21 protein-coding genes are annotated in these 23,827 nt (G+C 68.8%); 9 read left to right on the plus strand and 12 right to left on the minus strand.

All coding sequences use genetic code 11. The annotated features are described in order from the left end of the window. Window positions 1–285 precede the first annotated feature (285 nt). The 3 genes from K9U41_RS12855 (at window position 286) to K9U41_RS12865 (ending at window position 5,964) form a co-directional block, all read left to right on the plus strand. Window positions 286–1,185, plus strand: coding sequence for a S49 family peptidase (locus K9U41_RS12855; RefSeq protein WP_282641232.1), 900 nt, complete (start codon window positions 286–288; stop codon window positions 1,183–1,185). Window positions 1,186–1,296: 111 nt separating this feature from the next. Further along, on the plus strand, window positions 1,297–3,000 hold the full coding sequence (locus tag K9U41_RS12860; protein WP_282641233.1) for an NAD+ synthase: 1,704 nt from the start codon (window positions 1,297–1,299) through the stop codon (window positions 2,998–3,000). Between the two features lie 216 nt (window positions 3,001–3,216). Continuing rightward, window positions 3,217–5,964 (plus strand): DUF2339 domain-containing protein, encoded by a 2,748-nt coding sequence (locus K9U41_RS12865; RefSeq protein ID WP_282641235.1) that lies wholly within the window; start codon window positions 3,217–3,219, stop codon window positions 5,962–5,964. Window positions 5,965–6,073: 109 nt separating this feature from the next. Here the strand turns inward: K9U41_RS12865 and K9U41_RS12870 are convergent, their stop codons facing one another. Together K9U41_RS12870 and K9U41_RS12875 are read right to left on the minus strand one after the other, a co-directional pair. After that, window positions 6,074–6,394 (minus strand): YnfA family protein, encoded by a 321-nt coding sequence (locus K9U41_RS12870; RefSeq protein ID WP_282641253.1) that lies wholly within the window; start codon window positions 6,392–6,394, stop codon window positions 6,074–6,076. Window positions 6,395–6,408: 14 nt separating this feature from the next. Beyond that, the gene (locus tag K9U41_RS12875; RefSeq protein WP_282641236.1) at window positions 6,409–7,290 is read right to left on the minus strand and encodes a 4-(cytidine 5'-diphospho)-2-C-methyl-D-erythritol kinase; all 882 of its coding nucleotides are present in this window, start codon (window positions 7,288–7,290) and stop codon (window positions 6,409–6,411) included. Window positions 7,291–7,515: 225 nt separating this feature from the next. Between K9U41_RS12875 and K9U41_RS12880 the strand changes: the two genes are divergently transcribed. The 3 genes from K9U41_RS12880 (at window position 7,516) to K9U41_RS12890 (ending at window position 12,356) form a co-directional block, all read left to right on the plus strand. Further along, on the plus strand, window positions 7,516–9,255 hold the full coding sequence (locus K9U41_RS12880; protein ID WP_282641237.1) for a tetratricopeptide repeat protein: 1,740 nt from the start codon (window positions 7,516–7,518) through the stop codon (window positions 9,253–9,255). Window positions 9,256–9,393: 138 nt separating this feature from the next. After that, window positions 9,394–11,091: a formate--tetrahydrofolate ligase gene (locus tag K9U41_RS12885; RefSeq protein WP_282641238.1), complete on the plus strand. Its 1,698-nt coding sequence runs from the start codon at window positions 9,394–9,396 to the stop codon at window positions 11,089–11,091. 77 nt (window positions 11,092–11,168) lie between these two features. Beyond that, entirely contained in the window at window positions 11,169–12,356 is a 1,188-nt protein-coding gene (locus tag K9U41_RS12890) for an acetyl-CoA acetyltransferase (protein WP_282641239.1), read from the plus strand. Window positions 12,357–12,408: 52 nt separating this feature from the next. Here K9U41_RS12890 and K9U41_RS12895 read toward each other — a convergent pair whose 3' ends face one another. Next, a complete protein-coding gene (locus tag K9U41_RS12895) occupies window positions 12,409–12,783 on the minus strand; it encodes a DUF971 domain-containing protein (RefSeq protein WP_282641240.1) in 375 nt (124 codons plus the stop codon). A 219-nt stretch (window positions 12,784–13,002) separates the two neighbouring features. On the opposite strand from K9U41_RS12895, the gene moaA reads away from it, so the two are divergent. Then, a complete protein-coding gene (moaA, locus tag K9U41_RS12900; RefSeq protein ID WP_282641241.1) occupies window positions 13,003–14,055 on the plus strand; it encodes a GTP 3',8-cyclase MoaA in 1,053 nt (350 codons plus the stop codon). Between the two features lie 350 nt (window positions 14,056–14,405). Beyond that, window positions 14,406–15,404, plus strand: coding sequence for a DMT family transporter (locus K9U41_RS12905; RefSeq protein WP_282641242.1), 999 nt, complete (start codon window positions 14,406–14,408; stop codon window positions 15,402–15,404). Between the two features lie 183 nt (window positions 15,405–15,587). On the opposite strand, the gene K9U41_RS12910 is transcribed toward K9U41_RS12905, so the two are convergent. The 9 genes from K9U41_RS12910 to K9U41_RS12950 all read right to left on the minus strand — a co-directional run bounded on the left by K9U41_RS12910 (window position 15,588) and on the right by K9U41_RS12950 (window position 23,185). After that, entirely contained in the window at window positions 15,588–15,776 is a 189-nt protein-coding gene (locus K9U41_RS12910) for a hypothetical protein (RefSeq protein ID WP_282641243.1), read from the minus strand. Window positions 15,777–15,870: 94 nt separating this feature from the next. Then, window positions 15,871–16,923 carry a sulfate/molybdate ABC transporter ATP-binding protein gene (locus K9U41_RS12915; protein ID WP_282641244.1) on the minus strand — a complete coding sequence of 351 codons (1,053 nt, stop codon included), beginning with the start codon at window positions 16,921–16,923 and terminating at the stop codon, window positions 15,871–15,873. After that, on the minus strand, window positions 16,920–17,843 hold the full coding sequence (gene cysW / locus K9U41_RS12920) for a sulfate ABC transporter permease subunit CysW (RefSeq protein WP_282641245.1): 924 nt from the start codon (window positions 17,841–17,843) through the stop codon (window positions 16,920–16,922). The genes K9U41_RS12915 and cysW overlap by 4 nt, the downstream gene beginning before the upstream one ends. Next, window positions 17,840–18,694 carry a sulfate ABC transporter permease subunit CysT gene (gene cysT, locus K9U41_RS12925; RefSeq protein ID WP_282641246.1) on the minus strand — a complete coding sequence of 285 codons (855 nt, stop codon included), beginning with the start codon at window positions 18,692–18,694 and terminating at the stop codon, window positions 17,840–17,842. The genes cysW and cysT overlap by 4 nt, the downstream gene beginning before the upstream one ends. An 89-nt stretch (window positions 18,695–18,783) precedes the next feature. After that, window positions 18,784–19,800 carry a sulfate ABC transporter substrate-binding protein gene (locus tag K9U41_RS12930; RefSeq protein WP_282641247.1) on the minus strand — a complete coding sequence of 339 codons (1,017 nt, stop codon included), beginning with the start codon at window positions 19,798–19,800 and terminating at the stop codon, window positions 18,784–18,786. Between the two features lie 114 nt (window positions 19,801–19,914). Continuing rightward, window positions 19,915–20,679, minus strand: coding sequence for a phosphoadenylyl-sulfate reductase (locus tag K9U41_RS12935; RefSeq protein WP_282641248.1), 765 nt, complete (start codon window positions 20,677–20,679; stop codon window positions 19,915–19,917). A 5-nt stretch (window positions 20,680–20,684) separates the two neighbouring features. Continuing rightward, window positions 20,685–21,188 (minus strand): DUF934 domain-containing protein, encoded by a 504-nt coding sequence (locus K9U41_RS12940; RefSeq protein WP_282641249.1) that lies wholly within the window; start codon window positions 21,186–21,188, stop codon window positions 20,685–20,687. Beyond that, the gene (locus K9U41_RS12945; protein ID WP_282641250.1) at window positions 21,175–22,830 is read right to left on the minus strand and encodes a nitrite/sulfite reductase; all 1,656 of its coding nucleotides are present in this window, start codon (window positions 22,828–22,830) and stop codon (window positions 21,175–21,177) included. The genes K9U41_RS12940 and K9U41_RS12945 overlap by 14 nt, the downstream gene beginning before the upstream one ends. Before the next feature lie 40 nt (window positions 22,831–22,870). After that, window positions 22,871–23,185, minus strand: coding sequence for a DUF2849 domain-containing protein (locus K9U41_RS12950; protein WP_282641251.1), 315 nt, complete (start codon window positions 23,183–23,185; stop codon window positions 22,871–22,873). Between the two features lie 322 nt (window positions 23,186–23,507). Here K9U41_RS12950 and K9U41_RS12955 point away from each other — a divergent pair. Further along, window positions 23,508–23,827, plus strand: a 320-nt coding sequence (locus K9U41_RS12955) for a phosphoadenosine phosphosulfate reductase family protein (RefSeq protein ID WP_282641252.1), incomplete at its 3' end; no start/stop codon positions are given.

The raw sequence follows: 23,827 nt of genomic DNA on the forward strand, positions 1-23,827 counted from the left end.
GGAACAGTAGGAACCCTCTCCCGCTTGCGGGGGGGGGCAGGCGCTCTCCGCATTCCTGCCGCCGGTGGTCTTCCCTGCCGCCTCTGCCCCCTCCCCAGCCCTCCCCCGCACGCGGGAGAGGGAGCCATCCGGCGCGGGGGGAAAGGGCAGGGTTCGCCGATGGCCCTTTTCAAACTAAGACACGGCCAACCTGACGGCGCTTGCTCCCTCCGCCTCGTGTGCGTCACCGCCTCGCGTGCGTCACCTGCCTTGAGTGCGTCACCTGCGCCCCCTACATCTGAACCCATGGCCGACAGCTTCCTCTCCTCCCTTTCGCGCCGCGTCAGCGGCATCCTCCCCAAGAAGTGGCGCCGGGACCTGCCGGTGGTGCCGGTGGTGCGGCTCTCCGGCGCCATCGGCATGGCGACGACGCCGTTCGCGCGCAGCCTGTCGCTGGCCGGCACGGCGCAGGCGCTGGACAAGGCCTTCGCCATGACATCGGCGCCGGCGGTGGCGCTGCTCATCAATTCGCCGGGCGGCTCGCCGGTGCAGTCGCACCTGATCTTCCGGCGCATCCGCGCGCTGGCGGAGGAGAAGGAGAAGCACGTCTTCGCCTTCGTGGAGGATGCGGCGGCCTCCGGCGGCTACATGATCGCCTGCGCGGCGGACGAGATCTTCGCCGATCCCTGCTCCATCGTCGGCTCCATCGGCGTGGTGACGGCGGGCTTCGGCTTCGACAAGGCCATCGAGAAGCTGGGCGTCGAGCGGCGCGTCTTCACCGCCGGCAAGCGCAAGGTCACCCTCGACCCGTTCCGTCCCACCCGGCCGGAGGACGTGGAACGGCTCGACGTGCTGCTCAAGGAACTCCACACCGTGTTCGTGGACCTCGTGCGCTCGCGGCGCGGCGACGCGCTGCCGGCCGACGACGAGACCCTGTTCTCCGGTGAATTCTGGCTCGGCACCCAGGCTGCGGGCCTCGGCCTCGTGGACGGGCTGGGGGACGTGCGCTCCATCCTGAAGGCGCGCTATGGCGAGGATGTGCGGATGCCGCTGGTGCAATCCTCCTCCGGCCTGATCCCGCGCCGGCCAGGTGGCTTTTCTGGTGGCTTTTCTGGTGCTTTGGCCGGCACCCTCGCCGCACAGGCGGCGGACGGCGCCATGGCGGCGGTGGAGGAGCGCGCCTTGTGGTCGCGGCTCGGTTTGTGATCGACGAAAAACGCCGTCCGGACGGTCGTACTGGCGCCGGATGAGGCAGATTTTGCGCCTGCCCTTTTCTTGCCCTTTCCCCCTTTCGCAGCTGGGGTTAAATCCGATTTCATGACGATTATCGAGACCAGCCGCGAGACCGGCTCCGCATCCGACGCTCCCGTCGACACGCTCTTCATCGCTGTCGCGCAGCTCAACCCCACCGTGGGCGACGTGGCCGGCAACCTGGACCTCGCCCGCCGCACCTGCGCCGGCGCCGGCGAGGCGGGGGCGGACCTTGTGGTCTTCCCCGAGCTGTTCATCGCCGGCTATCCGCCCGAGGACCTGGTGCTGAAGCCGGCGTTCCAGCAGGCCTGCCGCGCCGCCATCGAGACGCTGGCCGCCGAGACCGCGGACGGCCCGGCCATGCTCATGGGCGCGCCGTGGGTGGAGGAGGGCAAGCTCTACAATTCGGTGCTGCTGCTGGAAAACGGCGGCATCTCCGCGGTCCGCCACAAGGTGGACCTGCCCAATTACGGCGTGTTCGACGAGAAGCGCGTGTTCACCCCCGGCCCGCTGCCGGGGCCGATCCCGTTCAAGGGGGTGCGCCTGGGCGTGCCGGTCTGCGAGGACATCTGGGGCTCCGATGTGGTGGAATGCCTTGCCGAGACCGGCGCGGAACTGCTCATCGTGCCCAACGGCTCGCCCTATCGCCAGAGCGTCTATGCCGAGCGCGAGAACGTGGCGGTGGCCCGCGTGGTGGAAAGCAGCCTGCCGCTGCTCTATGTGAACCAGGTGGGCGGGCAGGACGAACTGGTGTTCGACGGCGCCTCCTTCGCCCTCAATTCCGACCGCTTCCTGGCCCTGCAGTTTCCCGGCTTCATGGAGCGGGTGCGCATCTCCAAGTGGCAGCGCTTCGAGAACGGCTGGAAGTGCCTCGGCGCCAACCTCGCCGACCGCATCGAGGGCGACCAGGCGGACTATGCCGCCTGCGTGGTGGGCCTGCGCGACTATGTGAACAAGAACCGCTTCCCCGGCGTGGTGCTGGGCCTGTCGGGCGGCATCGACAGCGCCATCTGTGCCGCCATGGCGGTGGATGCCCTGGGGCCGGAGCGCGTCCACTGCATCATGCTGCCCTATCGCTACACCTCCGGCGACAGCCTGTCGGATGCGGCCGCCGTGGCGCAGGCCCTGGGCGTGCGCTACGACATCGTGCCCATCGCCGCCGGGGTGGAGGGCATGGAATCCGCGCTCGCGCCCCTGTTCGAGGGCACCCAGCGCGACGTGACCGAGGAAAACCTCCAGTCCCGCGTGCGCGGCGCGCTGCTCATGTCGGTGTCCAACAAGTTCGGCGCCATGGTGGTGACCACCGGCAACAAGTCCGAGATGTCCACCGGCTACGCCACCCTCTATGGCGACATGAACGGCGGCTACAATCCCATCAAGGACCTCTACAAGACCCAGGTGACCCGCCTGTCGCGCCTGCGCAACCGCTGGAAGCCGGCGGATGCGCTGGGGCCGGACGGCATCGTCATCCCCGACAGCCTCATCGACAAGCCGCCCACCGCCGAGCTGCGCGAGAACCAGAAGGACGAGGATTCGCTGCCGCCCTATGCGGTGCTGGACGCCATCCTCGAACGCCTGGTGGAGCGCGAGCATTCGGTGGCCCAGATCATCGCCGACGGCTTCGACGCCGCCACGGTGACGCGGGTGGAGCGGCTGCTCAACATCGCCGAATACAAGCGCCGGCAGGCGGCGCCGGGGGTGAAGGTGACCGGCCGCAACTTCGGCCGCGACCGCCGCTATCCCATCACCAACCGCTTCCGCGAGGGGTGAGACGAGACGGACAGCGCCGGGGGCCACCGTCCGCCGGCGTGTCCATGTTACCACTGCGCGAAACGCGAGAATCCGTTTTAAATTGAGCACTTAACGCGGCTCAGCTAGCGTTGCGCCGGGCGCTGCGCTACACCCCGATGCCTTAAGGTGGGCGCGTGCGCGTTTCCCTTGGGGGAGCCGGCCGGCGGCCGGCGTGGCAGCAGGCGGGTGCATGCGATGGACGAGTGGGCGCTTCTCATTCTGGTGGTTCTCGCCTTCCCGGTGATGTCGCTGGTCGCCTTCGTTCTCGTCCTCAAGCACCGGGGCCGCATCCGGGTGCTGGAGGCCAGGGTCGCCGCGCTGGAGGCGCAGGCCTTCGGGTTCGTCGCCGAGGCGCCGCCCCCCGCCGCCCCGATACCCTCAGGCCCGATCACCCTTGCGCCCTTCGCGCCCCGGCCGCCTCAACCCGCCCTGCCTCCGGCTGTGCAGGACGTGACGCGACCGCCGTCGCTGTCGGCGCCATTGCCGCCCAAGGACGACGAGCCTCCGGTCCTGCCGCGTCCGGGTTTTGACGCCGGCCAGCTCAAGGAGCGCTTTGCCGGGTTCGAGGAGAAGGTGGGCGCGCGCTGGGCGGTGTGGGTGGGCGGCCTCGCCTTGGCGCTGGGCGGGGTTTTCCTCGTGCGCTTCGCCGTGGAGCAGGATTTGATCGGCCCGGCCATGCGGGTGGGGCTGGGGCTGCTGCTGGCGGTCGCGCTGCTCGCCGGTGGCGAAGTGCTGCGCCGCCGCGCCCGCAGGGAGGAGCCGGCCGAGCCGGTGGCCAATCTTTCCGCCGGTCCATTCGCGGGTTTGGGGCGCGTGCCCGATGTGCCGAGCGTGCTTACCGCCGCCGGCACCATGACCGCCTTCGGCAGCGTCTATGCCGCCTATGAGCTGTATCACCTCATTCCGCCGCAGGCCGCCTTCCTGCTGCTGGCCGCCACCGGCGTCGCCACCCTGCTCGCCGCCTTGCTGCACGGCCCGGCGCTGGCGGCGCTGGGCTTCATCGGCGCGGCGGTGACGCCCTTCCTCATCACCTCGAAGGAGCCCAATGCCTGGGGCGTGGCCCTGCTCATCGCCGCGGTGGCCGCCAGCGCTCTGGGCGTGGCGCGGGTGCGGCGCTGGGCGTGGCTGGCCTTCGTCGCCATCATCGGCGTGGTGGCATGGGGCCTCACCCTGGTGGTGTTCGGCGTGCCGCAGGCGGTGAGCGCCTCGGGCGCGCTGGGGCTGGTGCTGCTGGCGTTGACGGCTTTGCTGCTGGCGCCGGGCCTGTTCTGGGGGCCTGATACCGGCCCACGGCCGGAGCCGATCTCCATCCTCGGGGCCGTGGGCGCCCTGTTCGTCACCGCCGTGGCGGCGGTGGATGGGCAATTGGGCGGGTTGCCGCTCTCGGTCTTCGTCATTGCCGCCGTGGGCGTGGTGGCGCTGGCGTGGCGGGTGAAGCCCATGACCTTGGCCACGCTGGCGGTGGCGGTGCTGGCCCCCGCCATCCTCACCCAATGGGTGTTCCCGCCGGAACCGGGCACGGCGCTGGCGCCGGCCGGCCCCATGGCCGGCGCGCTGCCCGAGCCGGTCCGGCTCTCGCTGGGCCATTTCATGGTCTATGCCTTCGGCATGGGTGCGCTGATGCTGGGGGCGGGCCTTGCCGGCGCGTGGCACGGCGGGCGGTTCCTGGTCCTCGTCGGCTGGGCGGTGACGGGCACGCTTGGCCCGGTGCTGATGCTGATCGCCGCCTATGCGCGCCTCACGGAGCTGGACCGCAGCATGCCGTTCGCGGCGCTGGCGCTGGCCCTCGCCTTCCTGTTCACCCTCGCCGCCGAGCGGCTGTCGCGGGCCGTCCGAGCGTATGGCGGCACCATCTTCGCCGCCGGGGCGGTGGTTACGCTGGCGCTGGCGCTCACCTTCGCGCTGGAGAAGGGCTGGCTCACGGTGGGCCTTGCGCTGGCGGCGCTGGGCGTGGCGTGGATCTCCACCCTGCGGCCGCTGCCGGGGCTGCGCGCCTTCTCTGCCGGCCTCGCTTTGGTGGTGCTGGGGCGCATCATCTGGCTGCCCACCATCGCCGTGGACCCCGGCGCGACCCCCATCTTCAACTGGCTGCTGTGGGGCTATGGGGTGCCGGCCTTCGCCTTTGCCGGCGCCGCCTTCCTGCTCGCCAAATCCGGCGACGACTGGAGCCGCCGGGTGCATGAGAGCCTGGCGCTGCTGTTCGCGGTGATGCTGGCGGCGACCGAGGTGCGCCACCTCGCCCATGGCGGCGACATCTATGCCAGCGGCACCCGCCTGTTCGAGACCGGGCTGCTCGCCACCATCTACGGCGCCTATGCGGTGGGCCTGTCGCGCCTCGCCACCATCACCGGGCGCGGCTTCTACCGGCTGTTTTCCGACCTCGTTGCCGCCGTCGCGGCGCTGTGCGCCCTCAACGGCCTCGGGGAGAACAACCCGTTCATGACGGGAGAGAGCATCGGCGGGATCGTCTTCAACGACCTGCTCGTCGCCTTCGCGCTGCCGGCGGCGCTGGCGCTGGTCTTCGCCGGGGTGCAGCCGGAGGCACGCGCCCGGGTCAAACTCGCGGCGGGCGGCCTCGCCATCGTGCTGGCGCTGGCCTACATCACCTTTGAAGTGAGCCGCCTGTTCCAGGGCGACGTGCTCGATCCCGACCAGATCAGCTCGGGCGAGTGGTACGCCTATTCGGCGGCGTGGCTGGTGTCCGGCATGGTGCTGCTCGGCATCGGCCTGTGGCGGGGATCGCGTACCCTGCGCCTCGCCTCGGCGGCGGTGATGGTGGCAACCGTGCTGAAGGTGTTCCTCTCCGATATGGCGGACCTGGAGGGCGTGTTGCGCGCGGTCTCCTTCATCGGCCTCGGCGTGGTGCTGGTGGCCATGGGCTGGGTCTACCAGCGTCTGCTCGCCCGCGAGAAGGCCGCGCCGAAAGGGCAGGGGCCCGCGTGACCTCATACCATCGGCCTCGGTCTCCGACCGATGCCAAGTGGGTACGCTCAAGTGCCGCGCGGGCTTGAACAATGGCCCACGAGTCAAGCTCGCGGGCCATCCTGAAGGCTCAGCCGCGCGGGCCGAAGACGATGACCGCCGCCCCGGCGAGGCACAGAACCGCGCCGGTGGCGTCCCAGCGGTCGGGGCGCACGCCCTCCACCGTCCACATCCAGACCAGCGACGACAGGATATAGATGCCGCCATAGGCCGCGAACGCCCGGCCGGCGGCTTCCGCCTCCACGAAGGTGAGGGCATAGGCGAAGGCGGCAAGGCTGGCGATGCCCGCCAGCAGCCACCAGGGCGAGCCGCCGAGGCGCACCACATGCCAGACGGCGAAGCAGCCGGCGATTTCCCCAAGGGCGGCGAGCAGGAAGGCGGGCAGCGTCATGGTGGCGTTCAGCCCTATCGCAAAACGGTGGGCTTCACCCACCAGCCGGGCTCCTGCGCAAGCACGCGCCGTGCCAGCGCGGCGGCGGCGCGGCAATTGTCGGTGAGGGCGAACACCGTGGCGCCGGAGCCGGACATGCGAACCAGCCGCGCCTCGGGGGCGGCGGCGAGCAGGTCCATGGCCCGGCCGATCTCCGGCGCCAGTGCCAGGGCCGGCGGCTCCAGATCATTGGGCAGGCCGGCGAGAAATGTCCGCAGGGCGACCGCATTCCCCATCGTCGCGTCCGGCAGGCCGTCCGGATGTGTGGGGCCGGGCAGAGCGGCGCCCGGCTGAAGGCCCAGCGCCCGGAACACGCCGGCGGTGGGCACGGCGACGCGGCAATTCACCAGCACCGCCGACAAGGCCGGCAGGGCCAGCGGGGCGGAGAGACGGTCGCCGACGCCGCGCATCAGCCGCGCCCGCGGATCAAGGCACACCGGCACGTCGGATCCGGTGGCGCGGGCGGCGGCAAACAGGCGCGGATCCTCGGGCGCCAGGCCGTTGAGGCCGGCCAGCAGCCGCAGCGCCGCCGCAGCATCGGACGAGCCGCCGCCCAGGCCTGCCGCCACCGGCAGCCGCTTTTCCAGCACGAAGCGGCCGAGTCGCGCGCCGGGCACCCGTTCCGCAAAGGCACGGGCGGCGCGCAGCACCAGATTGTCGTCGTCCGGGCCGGCGGCGGCGGCGGTGGGGCCGGACACGTCCAGCGCCAACGGGCGGTCGGGATGAAGGAAGACGAGATCGCCGGCACCGGCAAAGGCCACCAAGCTCGCGAGATCGTGAAAACCGTCGGTGCGCCGGCCTTCGATGCGCAACGTCAGGTTGATCTTCGCCGGGGCGCGCGCGCGCATCAGTTCCATGGGCCGGGCTTATACCAGATCGGGTGGGACCGTCACGCCTGCGTGCGGGCGGATTTTCCGCACCGCACCACCACCCTGGGGTGCCGACCCCGTGGCATTACGCGCACGTAACTTGCGGTGTCACAGGAAAGCCGCCATCCTCCCGCCATCTCGCCCCGCTTGGATCCTTCACCAGTATCTCTGGCGCTCAACCGGCAGGGACGGCATTTTCAGGACATACGATCGGTGACGACTGCACGCCCCTTCTTCTCCGTGGCCCTCGCGGCCGGCTTTGCTGCGGTGCTCCATCTCGCGGCGAGCCCGGCCCGCGCCGAAGCGGTTCCCGATGTCGACACCTCGCTGGCCGGCAATTATCTCGCCGCGCGGCTCGCCAGTTCCGAGCGTGATTCGGATGCGGCGGTGACCTACCTGCGCAACCTGATGAAGCTCGATGCGCGCAATGACGAGATCGTCGAGCGCACCTTCTTCGCCATGCTCATGGACGGCGAAATCGACGACGCCATGAAGCTGGCCGACCGGATGGTGAAGGCGGACCGCACCCACCGCATCGCCCGCCTCGCGCTGTCCGTGCGCGCCATCAAGAAGGCCCATTACCAGACCGCCCGCACCAACCTCGCCCTCTCCGTGCGCGGCCCCATCGGCGATCTCACGGCCACGCTGCTGGCCGCCTGGACCTTCTACGGCTCCGGCAACACCAAGGGCGCGGTGGAACTGATCGACCGCCTGGAAGGCCCCGACTGGTACGTGCCCCTGAAGGAGCTGCATGCCGGCCTCATGCTCGATGCCGCCGGGCAGAAGAAGGAGGCGGGCAAGCGCCTTGAGCAGGCGATGAAGATCGATCCCGGCTCGCTGCGCGCCATTGATGCCTATGCCCGCTGGGCCTCGCGCAACGAGAGCATCGATGCGGCGCTGGCCGCCTATGCCAGCTTCGACAGGCAGCTGCCGAACCATCCGGTGGTGCTGGCCGCCATCAAGGAGCTGAAGGCGGGCAAGACCCTGCCGCCGCTGGTCAAGACCGCGCAGGAGGGCTCCTCCGAGGTGCTCTACGGCCTCGGCTCCACCGTGGGCCGGCAGGGCGGCGAGGATCTCGCCCTTGTCTATCTCCAGCTCGCCATCTGGCTCTATCCCGAGCACCCCTTCGCCAGCCTGACCCTGGCCGATCTCTACGAGCAGCTGAAGCAGCCGGCCAAGGCCATCGAGGTCTACGAGAGCGTGCCCGACACCTCGCCGCTGAAGCGCAACGCCGAGGTCCAGCTCGCGGTCAATCTCGACGCCGCCGACAAGTTCAACGATGCGCGCGCCCATCTGGACAAGATGATCGCCGCCGATCCCAAGGACATCGAGGCCATCGTCGCGCTGGGCAAGATCCAGCAGGCGCGCAAGATGTTCTCCGACTGCGCTGCCACCTATTCCAAGGCCATCGCGCTCATTCCCGAGCCGAAGAAGGGCAATTGGGCGCTGTTCTATTTCCGCGGCATCTGCAATGAGCGCTCGAAGAACTGGCCGGCGGCCGAAGCCGACCTGAAGAAGGCGCTGGAGCTGAACCCGGACCAGCCCCATGTGCTCAATTATCTGGGCTACAGCTGGGTGGACCAGGGCATCAACCTCGACCAGGGTGTCGAGATGATCCGCAAGGCGGCGAAGCTGCGGCCCGACGACGGCCCCATCGTGGACAGCCTGGGCTGGGCCTATTACCGGCTCGGCCGCTACGACGAGGCGGTGGTGGAACTGGAGCGCGCCATCGAACTGATGCCCCAGGATCCGGTCATCAACGACCATCTCGGCGACGCCTACTGGAAGGTGGGTCGCAAGCTGGAGGCCGGCTTCCAGTGGGCCCACGCCCGCGACCTGAAGCCCGAGCCGGACGACATGACCAAGATCGTTCAGAAGATCGACAAGGGCCTCGACGCGGTGGACCAGCCGGCCCCCGTGCGCAAGGCCGAGGACACCCAGAAGGGCGGCTGAGGCGGACGGGCGCGGCGTCGCGGCCGCCGTGGCCGCGGCCGTCCTGACCCTCAGGTTCGGGCAAAGCATTTTTGCCGCGCCCGTGCTTTCCTCGCGCGGCGGGACCCGATAGGGTCGCCGCCGCCCGGGGACTGATGCATGCACGAGAGAACCGCCCGCCCGCTCGATCCCTCCTCCGACGCCGCCATCGCCGCCAGCGTGACGCCCCGGCCCATCGCCGAGGTGGCGGACGCCCTGGGGATCCCGGCGGACGCGCTCTACCGCTACGGGCCCTACAAGGCCAAGGTGGCGCTCGACTTCATCGCCGGGATCGAGACGCGGCCGCGCGGGCATCTGGTGCTCGTCACCGCCATCAACCCGACCCCGGCGGGGGAGGGCAAGACCACCACAACCATCGGCCTCGGCGACGCATTGGCACGGCTCGGCACCAGGGCCGCCGTATGCCTGCGCGAACCCTCCCTCGGCCCGGTGTTCGGCGCCAAGGGCGGCGCCACCGGCGGCGGACGGGCGCAGATCATCCCCATGCAGGACATCAACCTGCATTTCACCGGCGACCTCCACGCCATCACCGCCGCGCATAACCTGCTGTCGGCGCTGATCGACAATCACATCCACTGGGGCAACGGCCTCGACCTCGACGCCCGGCGCATCAGCTGGCGGCGGGTGATGGACCTCAACGACCGGGCGCTGCGCCACGTCACGGTGGGCCTCGGCGGTCCGGGCAACGGCTTCCCCCGCGAGGACGGCTTCGACATCACGGTGGCCAGCGAGATCATGGCCATCCTGTGCCTCGCCGCCGATCTTGCGGACCTGGAGGAGCGGCTGTCCTGCATGGTCGTCGGCCAGACCCGCGGGCGCCGGCTGGTGCGCGCGGAGGAACTGGGCGGCGTCGGCGCCATGGTGGCGCTGCTGCGCGACGCCTTCCAGCCGAACCTGGTGCAGACCATGGAGGGCACTCCCGCCTTCGTCCATGGCGGCCCGTTCGCCAACATCGCCCATGGCTGCAATTCGGTGATGGCCACCAAGACGGCGCTCGGCCTCGCCGACGTGGTGGTGACCGAGGCCGGCTTCGGCGCCGATCTGGGGGCGGAGAAGTTCCTCGACATCAAGTGCCGGCAGGCGGGCCTTGCCCCCTCCGCCGCCGTGGTGGTGGCGACCGTGCGGGCGCTGAAGATGCACGGCGGCGTCTCGCTCAAGGAACTGGGCACGCCGGACGTGCATGCGGTCACGCGCGGCTGCGCCAACCTCAAGCGCCACGTGGAAAATCTGGAGAAGTTCGGCCTGCCGGTGGTGGTGGCGCTGAACCATTTCACCTCCGACACGCGGGAGGAGACCGAGGCCGTGCGCGCTGCTTTGGCGCCGCTCGGCGTGGCCGTCCATGTCTGCGGCCACTGGGCCAGGGGCGGGGCCGGGGCGGAAGACCTGGCCCGCGAGGTGCTGGAACTGGTGGGCCGCCCCTCCACCTTCCGCACCCTCTATCCCGATCAGTTGCCGCTCACCCGGAAGATCGAGACCATCGCCCGCGAGATCTACCGCGCCGCCCGGGTGGACATCGCCCCCGCCGCCGCCCGCAAGCTGCACGAGTTCGAGATCGCCGGCTTCGGCGACCTGCCGGTGTGCATGGCGAAGACGCAATATTCCTTCTCCGCCGATCCGGCGGCGCGCAACGCCCCGGAAGGCCATGTGCTGCCGGTGCGCGAGGTGCGCCTGTCCGCCGGCGCCGGCTTCGTGGTGGCGCTGGCGGGCGACATCATGACCATGCCGGGCCTGCCCTCGGCCCCTGCCGCCGAACAGATTTTCGTGATGCCGGACGGCTTCATCGCCGGCCTGTCATAAGGCTCGCCGCACGCCTATCTGAGCCAGGACCAACTTTGGCCAACACCAATGCGGCGTCACGCCGCCGGGAGAACGACATGCCTGCAGGAGATTTGGAGACCAAGGCCGCCATCGTGGGCTGGGCCCATTCGCCCTTCGGCAAGCTCGAGGATGCCGACACCGAGGCGCTGATGGGCCGGGTCGCCGGCGCCGCCATCGAGCATGCGGGCCTTGCCCCCTCGGATGTGGATTCCATCCATGTGGGCGTGTTCAACGCCGGCTTCCAGAAGCAGGATTTCCAGGGCGCCATGCCGGCTTTGAGCGTGCCGGAGCTGGCCCACACCCCGGCGGTGCGGGTGGAGAATGCCTGCGCCACCGGATCGGCCGCGATCCATTCGGCGCTCAACTATATCGAGAGCGGGCAGGGCCGCATCGCCCTCGTGGTGGGCGCGGAGAAGATGACCGCCAAGCCCACCGCCGAGGTGGGCGACATCCTGCTGAACGCCTCCTACCGCAAGGAAGAGGCGGACATCGACGGCGGCTTCGCCGGGGTGTTCGGGCGCATCGCGCAGGCCTATTTCCAGCGCTACGGCGACCGCTCCGAGGAGCTGGCGCGCATCGCCGCCAAGAACCACAAGAACGGTGTTTCCAATCCCTACGCCCAGATGCGCAAGGATTTCGGCTTCGAGTTCTGCAACACCATTTCCGAGAAGAACCCCTATGTGGCCGGGCCGCTGCGGCGCACCGACTGCTCGCTGGTGTCGGACGGCGCCGCGGCGCTGGTGATCGCCTCGCCCGACGTGGCGCAGACCCTGCAGCGCGCCGTCGCCTTCCGCGCCCGCGCCCACGCCAACGATATCCTGCCCTTGTCGCGGCGCGATCCCATCGCCTTCGAGGGCGCCCGGCGCGCCTGGGTGAAGGCGCTGGAGCAGGGCGGCATCAGCCTCGATGACCTCGACCTGGTGGAGACCCATGACTGCTTCACCATCGCCGAGCTGATCGAATATGAGGCCATGGGCCTCGCCAAGCCCGGCGAAGGCTACAAGGTGGTGCGCGAAGGCATCACCGAGAAGACCGGCAAGCTGCCGGTGAACGCCTCGGGTGGCCTCAAGTCCAAGGGCCATCCCATCGGCGCCACCGGCGTGTCCATGCACGTGCTCTGCGCCATGCAGCTCATGGGCGAGGCCGGCGACATGCAGATCGTGGACGCGAAGATGGCCGGCATTTTCAACATGGGCGGCGCCGCCGTGGCCAACTACGTCTCCGTCCTCGAACGGGTGAAGTGAGGGCAGGGGGGCCAATGGCCCCCTTTTCCCGCCGCCCCTTGTCTCACCGGGTTTACCCGCGCGACAGGCCGTTATCCTCCAGCGCCTTGAGATAGGCGCCGAATTTCTCCTCCTGCTCGACCCCGTAGGCGTGGAGCAGCGGCCAGGTGTAGAGGCCGGTGGAGTGGCCGTCGTCGAAGATGAGCCGCACGGCGTAATTGCCCACCGGCTCCACCTGGGCGATGCGCACGTTGCGCTTGCCGGCGACGAGGATCTTCTCGTCCGGATTGTGGCCCTGCACCTCGGCGGATGGGCTTTCCACGCGCAGATATTCCGCCGGCAAGGTGAAGCTGCGGCCATCATCGAAGGTGACCGCGAGGGCGTGCCGCTCGTTCACCACGCGCAGCTCGGTGGGCCATGCCGCGGCGGGGGCAGTCGCTGTGGGCATTTCATTCTCCAATCGCACGTTCGGGCGCTGCCACACCGGAATGTGTACCGGCCCCGACCCTATCCATGGGTTGCTTGCATACGATATATAGAGCGTGCGTCGAAGTCCGCGCACTGCCGCAGCCCCTTTGGAAACATCGCGGGTTGGCAACGGCGGGCCTTCGAGATCGGCAGGAAGCCGGCGGGAGAAGCGGCGCAGGGTGGATGTGGGAGTGGTCTCGTGAGTGATGTGCCGTGGGATCTGATCGACAGGCCAAGCGTGGCGGCGGCTCAGGCCGGTCCGCTGGTGGATACGTTCGGCCGCGCGGTCACCTACCTGCGCGTCTCCGTGACCGACCGCTGCGATTTCCGCTGCGTCTATTGCATGGCCGAGCACATGACCTTCCTGCCCAAGCAGGACCTGCTCAGCCTGGAAGAGCTGGACCGCCTGTGCAGCGCCTTCGTGCAGCGCGGGGTGAGGAAGCTACGCCTCACCGGCGGCGAGCCTTTGGTGCGCCGGGATGTGATGACCCTGTTCCGCAGCCTGTCCCGCCACATGGAGACCGGACAGCTGGAAGAGCTGACGCTGACCACCAACGGCTCCCAGCTCGCCCGCCACGCGGCGGACCTCGCCGCCTGCGGGGTCAAGCGCATCAATGTGTCCATCGACACTTTGGACGTGGCAAAGTTCCGCGCCATCACCCGCTGGGGCGAATTGTCCAAGGTGCTGGAGGGCGTGAAGGCTGCCAGCGCGGCCGGGCTCAAGGTGAAGATCAACGCGGTCGCGCTCAAGGACGTGAACGAGCACGAGATCGCGTCCATGATGGAATGGGCGCACGGGGAGGGGCACGACCTCTCCCTCATCGAGGTGATGCCGCTGGGCGAGGTCGGCGAGGAGCGGGTGGACCAGTATCTGCCGCTCTCCGACGTGCGCGCGCGGCTTCAAGAGCGCTTCACCCTCACCGATATTGATTATCGCACCGGCGGGCCGGCCCGCTACGTGGAGGTGAAGGAGACCGGTGGGCGCCTCGGCTTCATCACCCCCATGACCCACAATTTCTGCGAGGGCTGCAACCGGGTGCGGGTCACCTGCACCGGCACGCTCTACATGTGCCTCGGCCAGGACGATGCGGCGGACCTGCGCGCGCCGCTGCGGGCCTCGAAGGACGACGGCCTGCTGCAGCGGGCCATCGACGAGGCGATCTTCCGCAAGCCCAAGGGCCACGATTTCGTCATCGACCGCCGCACCCGCCAGCCGGCGGTCAGCCGGCACATGAGCACCACCGGCGGCTGATGCGCGCCCGCTGCCACCGCGCCGTCTTCGAGCCGAACCGGGAGGTTTCCCGCTAACGTCCGGCGTCGGCGCGAGCGTGAAATGCGGCGATGAGGTGGCGGCGGCATGCGGCGCGCGAAGGGCTCGTGCGGGAGCCATCGGGATTCCGCACGGCCGAGTTTACCTGAAATCAGCTACATCTGGTTCACCTAATCGATGAGGTGCGGACAGGACGTTCGCGCCGTGGGAGCAAACCCCAAGAGGTCGATCGTGAGCCTGCCCCGGGCCGCCGTGCGCCTGCGCGTCGGTGACAGCGTCATTGCCGCACTGTCCGTCTTCTCCTTCGCCGGCTGTCCGGCGGAGTGCACGGCATGAGCCGCCTTCCTCAATCGGCCAAGCCGGCGGTGCCCTCTTCCGGCGCCATGTCGGCCACGGTGAAGGGGCTGGTCGCCATGGCCCTGTCCATGGCGCTCTTCGTCACCAACGATACCTTCCTCAAGCTCTCCATCCGCGAGATCCCGCTCGGGGAGGCGCTGGGCCTGCGCTCGTTCCTGGCCGGCATCGTGCTGTTCGTGCTGATCGTGCGGGCCGGGGATCTGCCGGCCCTGCGCTATGCCTTCCACCCCCGGGTGGTGACGCGCTCCATGCTCGATACGCTGACCACCTTCGTCTATGTGGCGGCGCTGTCGGTGATGGCCATCGCGTCGTCCACGACGATCTATATGGCGACGCCGCTCATCACCACGGCGCTGGCGGTGCCCATGCTGGGCGAGAAGGTCGGTTGGCGCAGCTGGTGCGCCATCGTGGTCGGCTTCTGCGGCGCGGTGATCGTGACCCGGCCGGACCCCTCCACCTTCGAGGCCATCGCCATCCTGCCGTTGCTCGCCGCCCTCTTCGGTGCGATCCGGGACGTGTCGACCCGCGGCATCGGCCGGGAGATTCCGGGCACCGTGGTGGGCTTTTCCGGCACGCTGGTGCTGTGCGCCACCGCTGCGGTGTTCATGGCCTGGGAGAGCTGGAAGCTGCCGTCGGTGACGGTCATGGCCTATATCGTCGCCTCGGGCGTGGCGTTTGCCGGCGGCACCCTGTGCCTCGTCTTCGCCTTCCGCAACGCACCGGTGGCCTCGGTCTCGCCCCTGCGCTACCTGCTGGTGTTCGGGGCGCTGGTGTCGGGCTATTTCGTCTTCGGCGACCTGCCGGATGCCTGGACCACGGTGGGCATGGTGCTGGTGGTGGGCGCGGGGCTTTATGCGGTGCATCGCGAGCACGAGAAGAGCCGGGCCGCGCGCCGCGCCGCCGACGCTCCAGGCCTGGGCGCCGCTGCACCCGGTTGCCGGCCGGCGGCAGCCTGCGCGCCCGCCCGCGATTGATTTCAACGGCCCCGGTGTTCGACCTATGTCGAGAAGGTATCGCTCAGGCGCCGTGAGGGCCTGATGCCAACGGGCGCGGTCTTCACCGTCGCCCGGCGGCGGGCTCGCTCAAGGCGTCTTGTTCCGCCTGGCTTGTTCCGCTTGGCTTGTTCAGCCTGGCTTGGGCCTTTCCGTTTTTGGGCTTCAGCCTTGCTTGGGCCGGTAGTCGCCGGTGACGGGATCGCGCTCCAGCGGCACGGTCTTCATCTCACCCGTGTCGGACGCGCGGTGGCGATCGAGCGCCGCGTTGATTCGACGCGTCTCGGCGGCAATCACCTTGACCAGAGCGGCGGCGCCGAGGGCACCCAGCGCGACGATGACGAACGGGGGCACGGGCTTTCTCCCTTCAGGCCTCCGGGACGGATGGCCTGAGGCATTCTCACCATACGCCCATGGCGAAAAATCGTCGCGCGGCTCCGGCCCCGCCTCAGCGCGCCGGCTGCGGGAACACCTTGTAGCGGCGGGGCAGCAGGCCCACCTTTGTGCCCGGCTCCAGCGTCTGGCCGTGGGGCACCGCCGCTTCCACCACCACGGGTCCGCCGGTGCTGGTCAGCTCCACATCCGCACGGCGGGTGGGGCCGAAGGTGCGCACGGCCAGCACCTTGCCGGCGAAGGGCGTGGTGCCCGGATCGGCGAGGTCCACGTCATGGGGGCGGGCAAGGATGCGCGCCGGCCCGTCGGCCACGCCCTGCGGGTCGAGGCCCAGCGCGTGGCTGCCGAAATAGAGCGCGCCGCCGCGCACCTCGCCGGGCAGGGCGATGGTCTCGCCGATGAAGTCGTGCACGAAGGCGGTGGCGGGATTGTCATAGACCTCGGCGGGGGAGCCCACCTGCTCGATCCTGCCGTGGCCCATCACCACCACCCGATCGGCAAGTTCCAGCGCCTCCTCCTGGTCGTGGGTGACCAGAACGGACGTGACCGGCAGTTCCTCGTGCAGGTGGCGCAGCCAACGCCGCAGCTCCTTGCGCACCTTGGCGTCGAGGGCACCGAAGGGCTCATCCAGCAGCAGCACGCGCGGCGAGATGGCCAGCGCGCGGGCCAGCGCCACGCGCTGGCGCTGGCCGCCGGACAGCTGGGCGGGATAGCGCTCGGCCAGCCAGTCGATCTGCACCAGGGAGAGCAGCTCGTTGACCTTCTCGCGGATGGCGGCTTCCGGCAGCTTGTCGGCGCCGCGGCGCACGCGCAGGCCGAAGGCCACGTTCTCGAACACGTTCATGTGCCGGAACAGGGCATAATGCTGGAACACGAAGCCCACGTTGCGCTCGCGCACGGAACGCGTCAGCGCGTCCTCGCCGTCGAAGCGCACCTCGCCCGTATCGGGCCATTCGAGCCCGGCGATGATGCGCAGCAGCGTGGTCTTGCCGGAGCCGGAGGGGCCGAGCAGGGCCACCAGCTCGCCCGAATGGATGGTGAGGTTCACATGGTCGAGGGCGGTGAAGGTCTTGAAGCGCTTGGTGACGCCAACCACGTCGATGGTCATCTGTCTTCCTCGGCGAGGCGGTGTTCCAGGACGGTCTTGGCGATGAGCGTCACCAGCGCCAGCAGCGCCAGCAGCGACGCCACCGCGAAGGAGGCAACGAACTGGTACTCGTTATAAAGGATCTCGATATGCAGCGGCATGGTGTTGGTGAGGCCGCGCACATGGCCGGACACCACCGAGACCGCGCCGAATTCGCCCATGGCGCGGGCGTTGCACAGCAGTACGCCATAAAGCAGCGCCCATTTCACATTGGGCAGGGTGACGCGGAAGAAGGTGGACAGGCCCGACGCCCCGAGCGAGATGGCCGCCTCTTCCTCCGAGGTGCCCTGCTCCTGCATCAGCGGGATCAGCTCGCGCGCCACGAACGGGAAGGTGACGAAGATGGTGGCGAGCACGATGCCCGGCAGGGCGAAGATGATCTTGATGTCCCACGCCTGAAGATAGGCGGCGAACAGGCCCTGGGAGCCGAACAGCAGCACGTAGATGAGGCCGGCCACCACCGGGGAGACGGAGAAGGGCAGGTCGATGAGGGTGATGAGCAGGCTCTTGCCCGGAAACTCGAACTTGGCGATGGCCCAGGAGGCCACCAGCCCGAACAGCAGGTTCGCCGTCACCGAGATCGCCGCCACGATCAGGGTGAGGCGGATGGCGGCGAGGGCGTCGGGCTCGATGATGGCCGCCACATAGGCCGCCCAGCCGCGCCGGAGCGCCTCGTAGAACACGCTCACCAGGGGCAGGCCGATGAATAGCCCGAGAAAGGCCAGCGCCACCAGGATGAGGGCGATGCGCACGGCGCGCGGTTCGGTGCGCACCGGCCGTCCGCCGTGATGGGCATAGGTGTGGGATTGCGCCAGCGCCGGGGGCAGGCCCTCGCTGGCACCGTGGATCGTGGTCTGGGCGGGGTGGTCGAGCGCGCTCATGCGTTGCGTCCCCCCCGCAGCTCCGCCCAGCGCTGCAGGCGGTTGATGATGAGCAGGAGCAGGAAGGAGGCCACCAGCATCACGGTGGCGATGGCGGTGGCGTCCGCATAGCGGAACTCCTCCAGCCGGATCACGATGAGGAGCGGCGCGATCTCCGACACGCCCGGCAGGTTGCCGGCGATGAAGATGACGGAGCCGTATTCGCCCACCGCCCGGGCGAAGGCGAGGGCGAAGCCCGTGAGCAGCGCCGGCCAGATGGACGGCAGCACCACCTTGACGAGCGTCTGGACACGGGTCGCGCCGAGGCTGGCGGCGGCCTCCTCCAGTTCCTGGTCGAGGTCTGCCAGCACGGGCTGCACGGTGCGCACCACGAACGGCAGGCCGATGAAGACCAGGGCCACCACGATGCCGAGCGGCGTGAACGACACCTGGATCCCGAGCGGCGCCAGCAGGGAGCCGATCCATCCGTTCTCGGCATAGAGCGCGGTGAGCGCGATGCCCGCCACGGCGGTGGGCAGGGCGAAGGGGATGTCGATGAGCGCGTCCGCCACCTTCTTGAAGGGGAAGTCGTAGCGCACCAGCACCCACACCACGATGGCGCCGAACACCACGTTCACCAGCGCCGCCACCAGCGCCAGCCCGAACGACACCTGCAACGCATGCAGGGTGCGCGCGGCGGTGATGATGGCGATGAAGCGATCGAGGGTGAGTTCGCTGGTCTTGATGAACAGGGCCGACAGGGGCAGCAGAACGATGAGGCCAAGCCAGGTCAGCGTCAGCCCCATGGTGAGGCCGAAGCCGGGGATGACGCTCTGCTGCCGGAAGGCGATGCGGGACGGAGAGGCGCTCATGAGGAATTATAGGCTCTGGCAGAGATCGCGTCTCGGTTCCCGGGGCAACGGCCGCCGCCGGGAGGGGCGACGGCCGCGGTGATGAAGGCTCAGTTGCCGGTGATCTGGTCGAACACGCCGCCGTCGGCGAAGTGGGTCTTCTGCGCCTTCTGCCAGCCGCCGAACACCTGGTCGATGGTGAACAGCTCCACCGGGGCGAACTTGTCCTTGAACCTGGCCGCCACCGTCTCGTTGCGGGGACGGTAATAGTGCTTGGCGGCGATTTCCTGGCCCTGGGGCGTGTACAGGAACTTCAGATAGGCCTCGGCGGTGGCGCGGGTGCCCTTCTTGTCCACCACCTTGTCCACCACCGCCACCGGCGGCTCGGCCAGGATGGACAGGGAGGGGGTGATAATATCGAACTTGTCGGGACCCAGCTCGTTGACCGAGAGATAGGCCTCGTTCTCCCAGGCGATCAGCACGTCGCCGATGCCGCGCTCCACGAAGGTGACGGTGGAGCCGCGGGCGCCGGTGTCGAGCACCGGGGCATTCTTGAACAGCGCCTTCACGAACTCCTTGGCCTTGGCCTCGTCGCCGCCGCTCTTCTTGAGCGAATAGCCCCAGGCGGCGAGATAGTTCCAGCGGGCGCCGCCGGAGGTCTTCGGATTGGGCGTGACGATCTTGATGCCGGGCTTCACCAGGTCGTCCCAGTCCTTGATGCCCTTGGGATTGCCCTTGCGCACCAGGAACACGATGGTGGAGGTGTAGGGCGCCGCATTGTCCGGCAGGCGCTTCTGCCAGTCGGCGGCCAGCTGGCCGCGCTCGGCGATGGCGTCGATGTCGTAGGCGAGGGCCAGCGTCACCACGTCTGCCTCGAGCCCGTCGATGACCGAGCGCGCCTGCTTGCCCGAGCCGCCATGGGACTGGTTGATCTTCAGCGTGTCGCCGGGATGGGCCTTCAGCCATTCGGCCGAGAAGGCCTTGTTCACTTCCACATACAGCTCGCGGGTGGGGTCGTAGGACACGTTGAGCAGCGTGGTGTCGGCGGCGACGGCCGCGCCGGCCGAAAGGGTCAGCGCCGCCACGGCGCCGAGGGATCTGCGCAAGAACGAGCGGCGAGACGACATGGGAACCTCCAGCGAAGTTTATCCGTCAAATGGATCGTTTGTTCGATAAAACAAACGATGGCACTGGCCTCGCGAAGGGTCAACACCTTTTATCACAAATTCGATGGAATTAAATTATTTCCCATCGCCAACATGGATACCGCATTCGGTCTTGGATTTTCCGCGCCAGCGGCCGGCGCGCGGGTCCTCCCCCGGCTTCACCCGTGAGGTGCAGGGCATGCAGCCGATGGAGGGAAAGCCGAACTTCTCCATGGGGTGCCGCGGCAGGGCGTGGGCATCCATGTAGGCGAGGAGGTCGTCGCGACCGAGCGCCGCCAGCGGGTTGAACTTCACCCGCGCGCCGTCCTCTTCCACGAAGGGAATGTCGGCGCGGGTCGACGCCTGGTAGCGCTTGCGGCCGTTGATCCAGGCCGCATAGGGGCCGAGCGCCCGGGCCAGCGGCTCCACCTTGCGCAGGCCGCAGCAGGCATCCGGATCATCCGCCCACAGGGCCTTCTCGGGATCGCGCGCGGCGAGCGCCACCGGGTCCGGGGAGAAGGTGAGGACCTGCGTCAGCCCGAGGCGCGCGATGAGGGTGTCGCGATAGGCCAGCGTCTCCTCGAACAGGTGGCCGGTATCGAGGAAGAGCACCGGCGTCGCCGTGTCCACCTGCGCGATCATGTGCAGCAGCACCGCCGATTCCGTCCCGAAGGACGACACGGCGGCGATGCGGCCCGGAAAGGCGGCGAGCCCCGCCGCGATGACCTCCAGCGGCGCGGCCGACCTGAGCTTTTCATCGAGCGCCGCCACGTCGAAGCCGGATCCTGCACCCAAGGGGGCGCCTGGCGCAGGCTGGTCGAACGGTGGGGGAGAGAGGCTGGCGCTGGGGCTGGCTGTCATGGGACCTATCCCCCTGTGGCCGCCGACGCCGTGCGGGCGTCGCGCACGGTGGGGCGCTGGTCGCCCGTGGGCTGGTAGAAGACCGAATAGGTGGCGACCGCCTTGCCGAAGGCCTCCACGTCCGCCGCCTTCTCCAGGGCAAAGGCGTCGAAGCCGGCGCGGACCATCATCAGCACCTGGTCGCGCAGCACGTTGCCCACGGCGCGCAGCTCACCCTTGTAGCCGTAGCGCTCGCGCAGCAGCCGGGCCTGGCTGTAGGCGCGCCCGTCCCGGAACTTGGGGAAGGCGAGGCTGATCAGCGACAGCCGCGACAGGAAAGGCTGAAGCTCGGCCACATCCTTGTCGTTGGGCCAGGCGACGCCGATCTCGCCGTTGCGGGCGATGACGGCCGGCCCGTCGGCCAGCAGCCGCGCGGCCGAGACGATCACCGGCCCGTCGGGCAGCGGCTCGCCGTCGGCGACGGCGACGAAGAGGTCGGCGGCGGGCGCCCCGGTCTTAACGAGGGGCATAGGCACGCTCCTTGAAAGGCTCGATTCCCAGGCGCTCCACCGCCGCGACGAAGGTCTCGGCGGGGGAGGTGCGCAGATTGAGATAGGTATCGACGAGGCTTTCCACCACGTCCACGATCTCGCTTTCCGCAACGGCGGGGCCGATCAGCTCGCCGATGCGGGCCTTGGAATTGCCCTTGCCGCCCAGCGTGATCTGGAAGAACTCCTCGTCCTTCTTCTCCACGCCCAGAATGCCGATGTGGCCCACATGGTGGTGGCCGCAGGCATTGATGCAGCCGGAAATATTCACATGCAGCCGGCCGATGTCGGCGATGCGCGCCTCGTCGGCGAAGCGCTCGGTGAGCTTCTGCGCGATGGGGATGGAGCGGGTATTGGCCAGCGCGCAATAGTCGAGGCCGGGGCAGGAGATGATGTCGGTGATGAGGCCCACGTTCGGGGTGGCGACGCCGATCTCCTTCAGCTTCGCCCACAGCGCCGGCAGATCCTTCTGCCGCACGTAGGGGAAGGTGAGGTTCTGCTCGTGGGCGACGCGGATCTCGCCATAGGCATACCGGTCGGCGAGGTCGGCGATGGCGTCCATCTGGTCCGCCGTGGCGTCGCCGGGCGGGGCGCCCACGGGCTTCAGCGAGAGCGTGACGATGGCGTGGCCCTTGGTCTTGTGCGGGGCCACGGAATTGGCGTGCCAGCGGGCGAAGGCGGCGTCGGTGGCGAGCGCGCGGGCCAGCTCCGCGGGCTGGTCGTCCAGCGTCTCCAGGTCCGGGATCTGGAAGCGGTCGCGGATGGCGTCGAGGGCGGCTTCGTCGAGCTTGAGCGCGCCGTCGCGGATCTCGGCCCATTCGGCCTCCACCTTCTGCGCGAAGGCCTCGGCGCCCATCTCGTGCACCTGGATCTTGATGCGCGCCTTGTAGATGTTGTCGCGCCGGCCGCCCAGATTATAGGTGCGCAGCACCGCCTCCAGATAGGAGAGCAGGTGCTCCTTCGGCAGGAAGTCCTTGATGGTCTTGCCGATGAAGGGTGAGCGGCCGAGCCCGCCGCCCACCATCACCTCGAAGCCGGTCTCGCCGTCGCGCTTGTGGAGGCGCAGGCCGATGTCGTGCACGCGGATGGCGGCGCGATCGTGCCTGGCCGCCGTGATGGCGATCTTGAACTTGCGCGGCAGGTAGGTGAATTCCGGGTGCAGGGTGGACCACTGGCGGATCACCTCCGCATAGAGGCGCGGGTCCTCCACCTCGTCCGCCGCCGCGCCGGCCCACGGGTCGGTGGTGGTGTTGCGGATGCAGTTGCCGGAGGTCTGGAGGCCGTGGATGCCCACCTTGGCAAGGTCCGCCATGGCGTCCGGCAGCTCGTTGAGCTTGATCCAGTTGAACTGGATGTTCTGCCGCGTGGTGAAATGGCCGTAGCCGCGGTCGTACTTGCGGGCCACGGCGCCGAGCGCGCGCAGCTGCTGCGACGAGAGGGTGCCGTAGGGAATGCACACCCGCAGCATGTAGGCGTGGAGCTGCAGGTACACGCCGTTCATGAGGCGGAGCGGCTTGAACTCCTCCTCGTTCAGCTCACCGGACAGGCGGCGCGCCACCTGGTCGCGGAACTCGGCGACGCGCTCCTCAAGGAAGGTGCGATCGAACTCGTCATAGACGTACATGAGGCCTACTCGCTTGGGCGTCGGGGACCCTTAAGGGATCTCAGGCGGCGCCGGGCAGGGAAATGGTGGGGCCAGAAACGCGGATGCGCTCGCGCAAATTGGCCGGTTGCGGCGTGCCGTCGGCCGCCAGCGTCGCACTGGCCGAATAGGCGCCCACCGCGGTGTTCTCGTCCGCGTGGGCGATGTCGAGCAGGCGCAGGACCTCGTCGCTGGTGGTGCCCACCGCGGCCTCGGCGATGGTCTCGCTCCAGCCGCCGGCAGCGGTGAGCCACACCGAAACGCCGTCCGCGAGGCGATTGGCGGTCACCACCGTGGGGCCGTGGATCTTGAGCTTGCGCTGCAAGGGGGAGGTCATGAAAAGCCGCTCCGCGCGCCCGATTTCCCAACTCACAACGGGAGAGCGCTAAATAATCCAGTTGACGTGTGTCTTAAGCTAAATTACCGATCAAAAATGCGCAATATGAAAATAACCGCCTCTCGTCAATGTAAAATCTACCAGTTTGGTAGAATTTAAAAGTCGCCCGCCGTCTGTGGCGCCCGGCCCGGGCGTGGTCAAGGCGGACGGGGAGGGGCGGTTCTGGTTTGGATTGGCGCCGGGCCGGCGTGTCCCGCTTCAGCGGGCAGGCGCGGACCGGGGCAGACCGGCGCCTTCAGCGGTGCCACGAAGGAATGACGTCATGACGCGTCTCGATGCGCTGGAAGCGCAGAGCATCTTCATCTTCCGCGAGGCCTTCGCCCAGCTGCGCAAGATCGCCATCCTGTGGTCGCTGGGCAAGGATTCCAACGTGATGATCCACCTGGCGCGGAAGGCCTTCTTCGGCCGCCTGCCGTTCCCGGCCATGCACGTGGATACCCACCGCAAGTTCGCGGAGATGTATGCCTTCCGCGATCATTACGCCAAGGAATGGGACCTCGACCTCATCGTCGAGGACTGCCCGCCCATCGAGAGCACCGACCCCACCCTGCCCCCCGCCGCCCGTTCCGCCGCCCGCAAGAC

This window comes from Xanthobacter autotrophicus, from assembly GCF_029991245.1.
Classification (GTDB): domain Bacteria; phylum Pseudomonadota; class Alphaproteobacteria; order Rhizobiales; family Xanthobacteraceae; genus Xanthobacter; species Xanthobacter autotrophicus_C.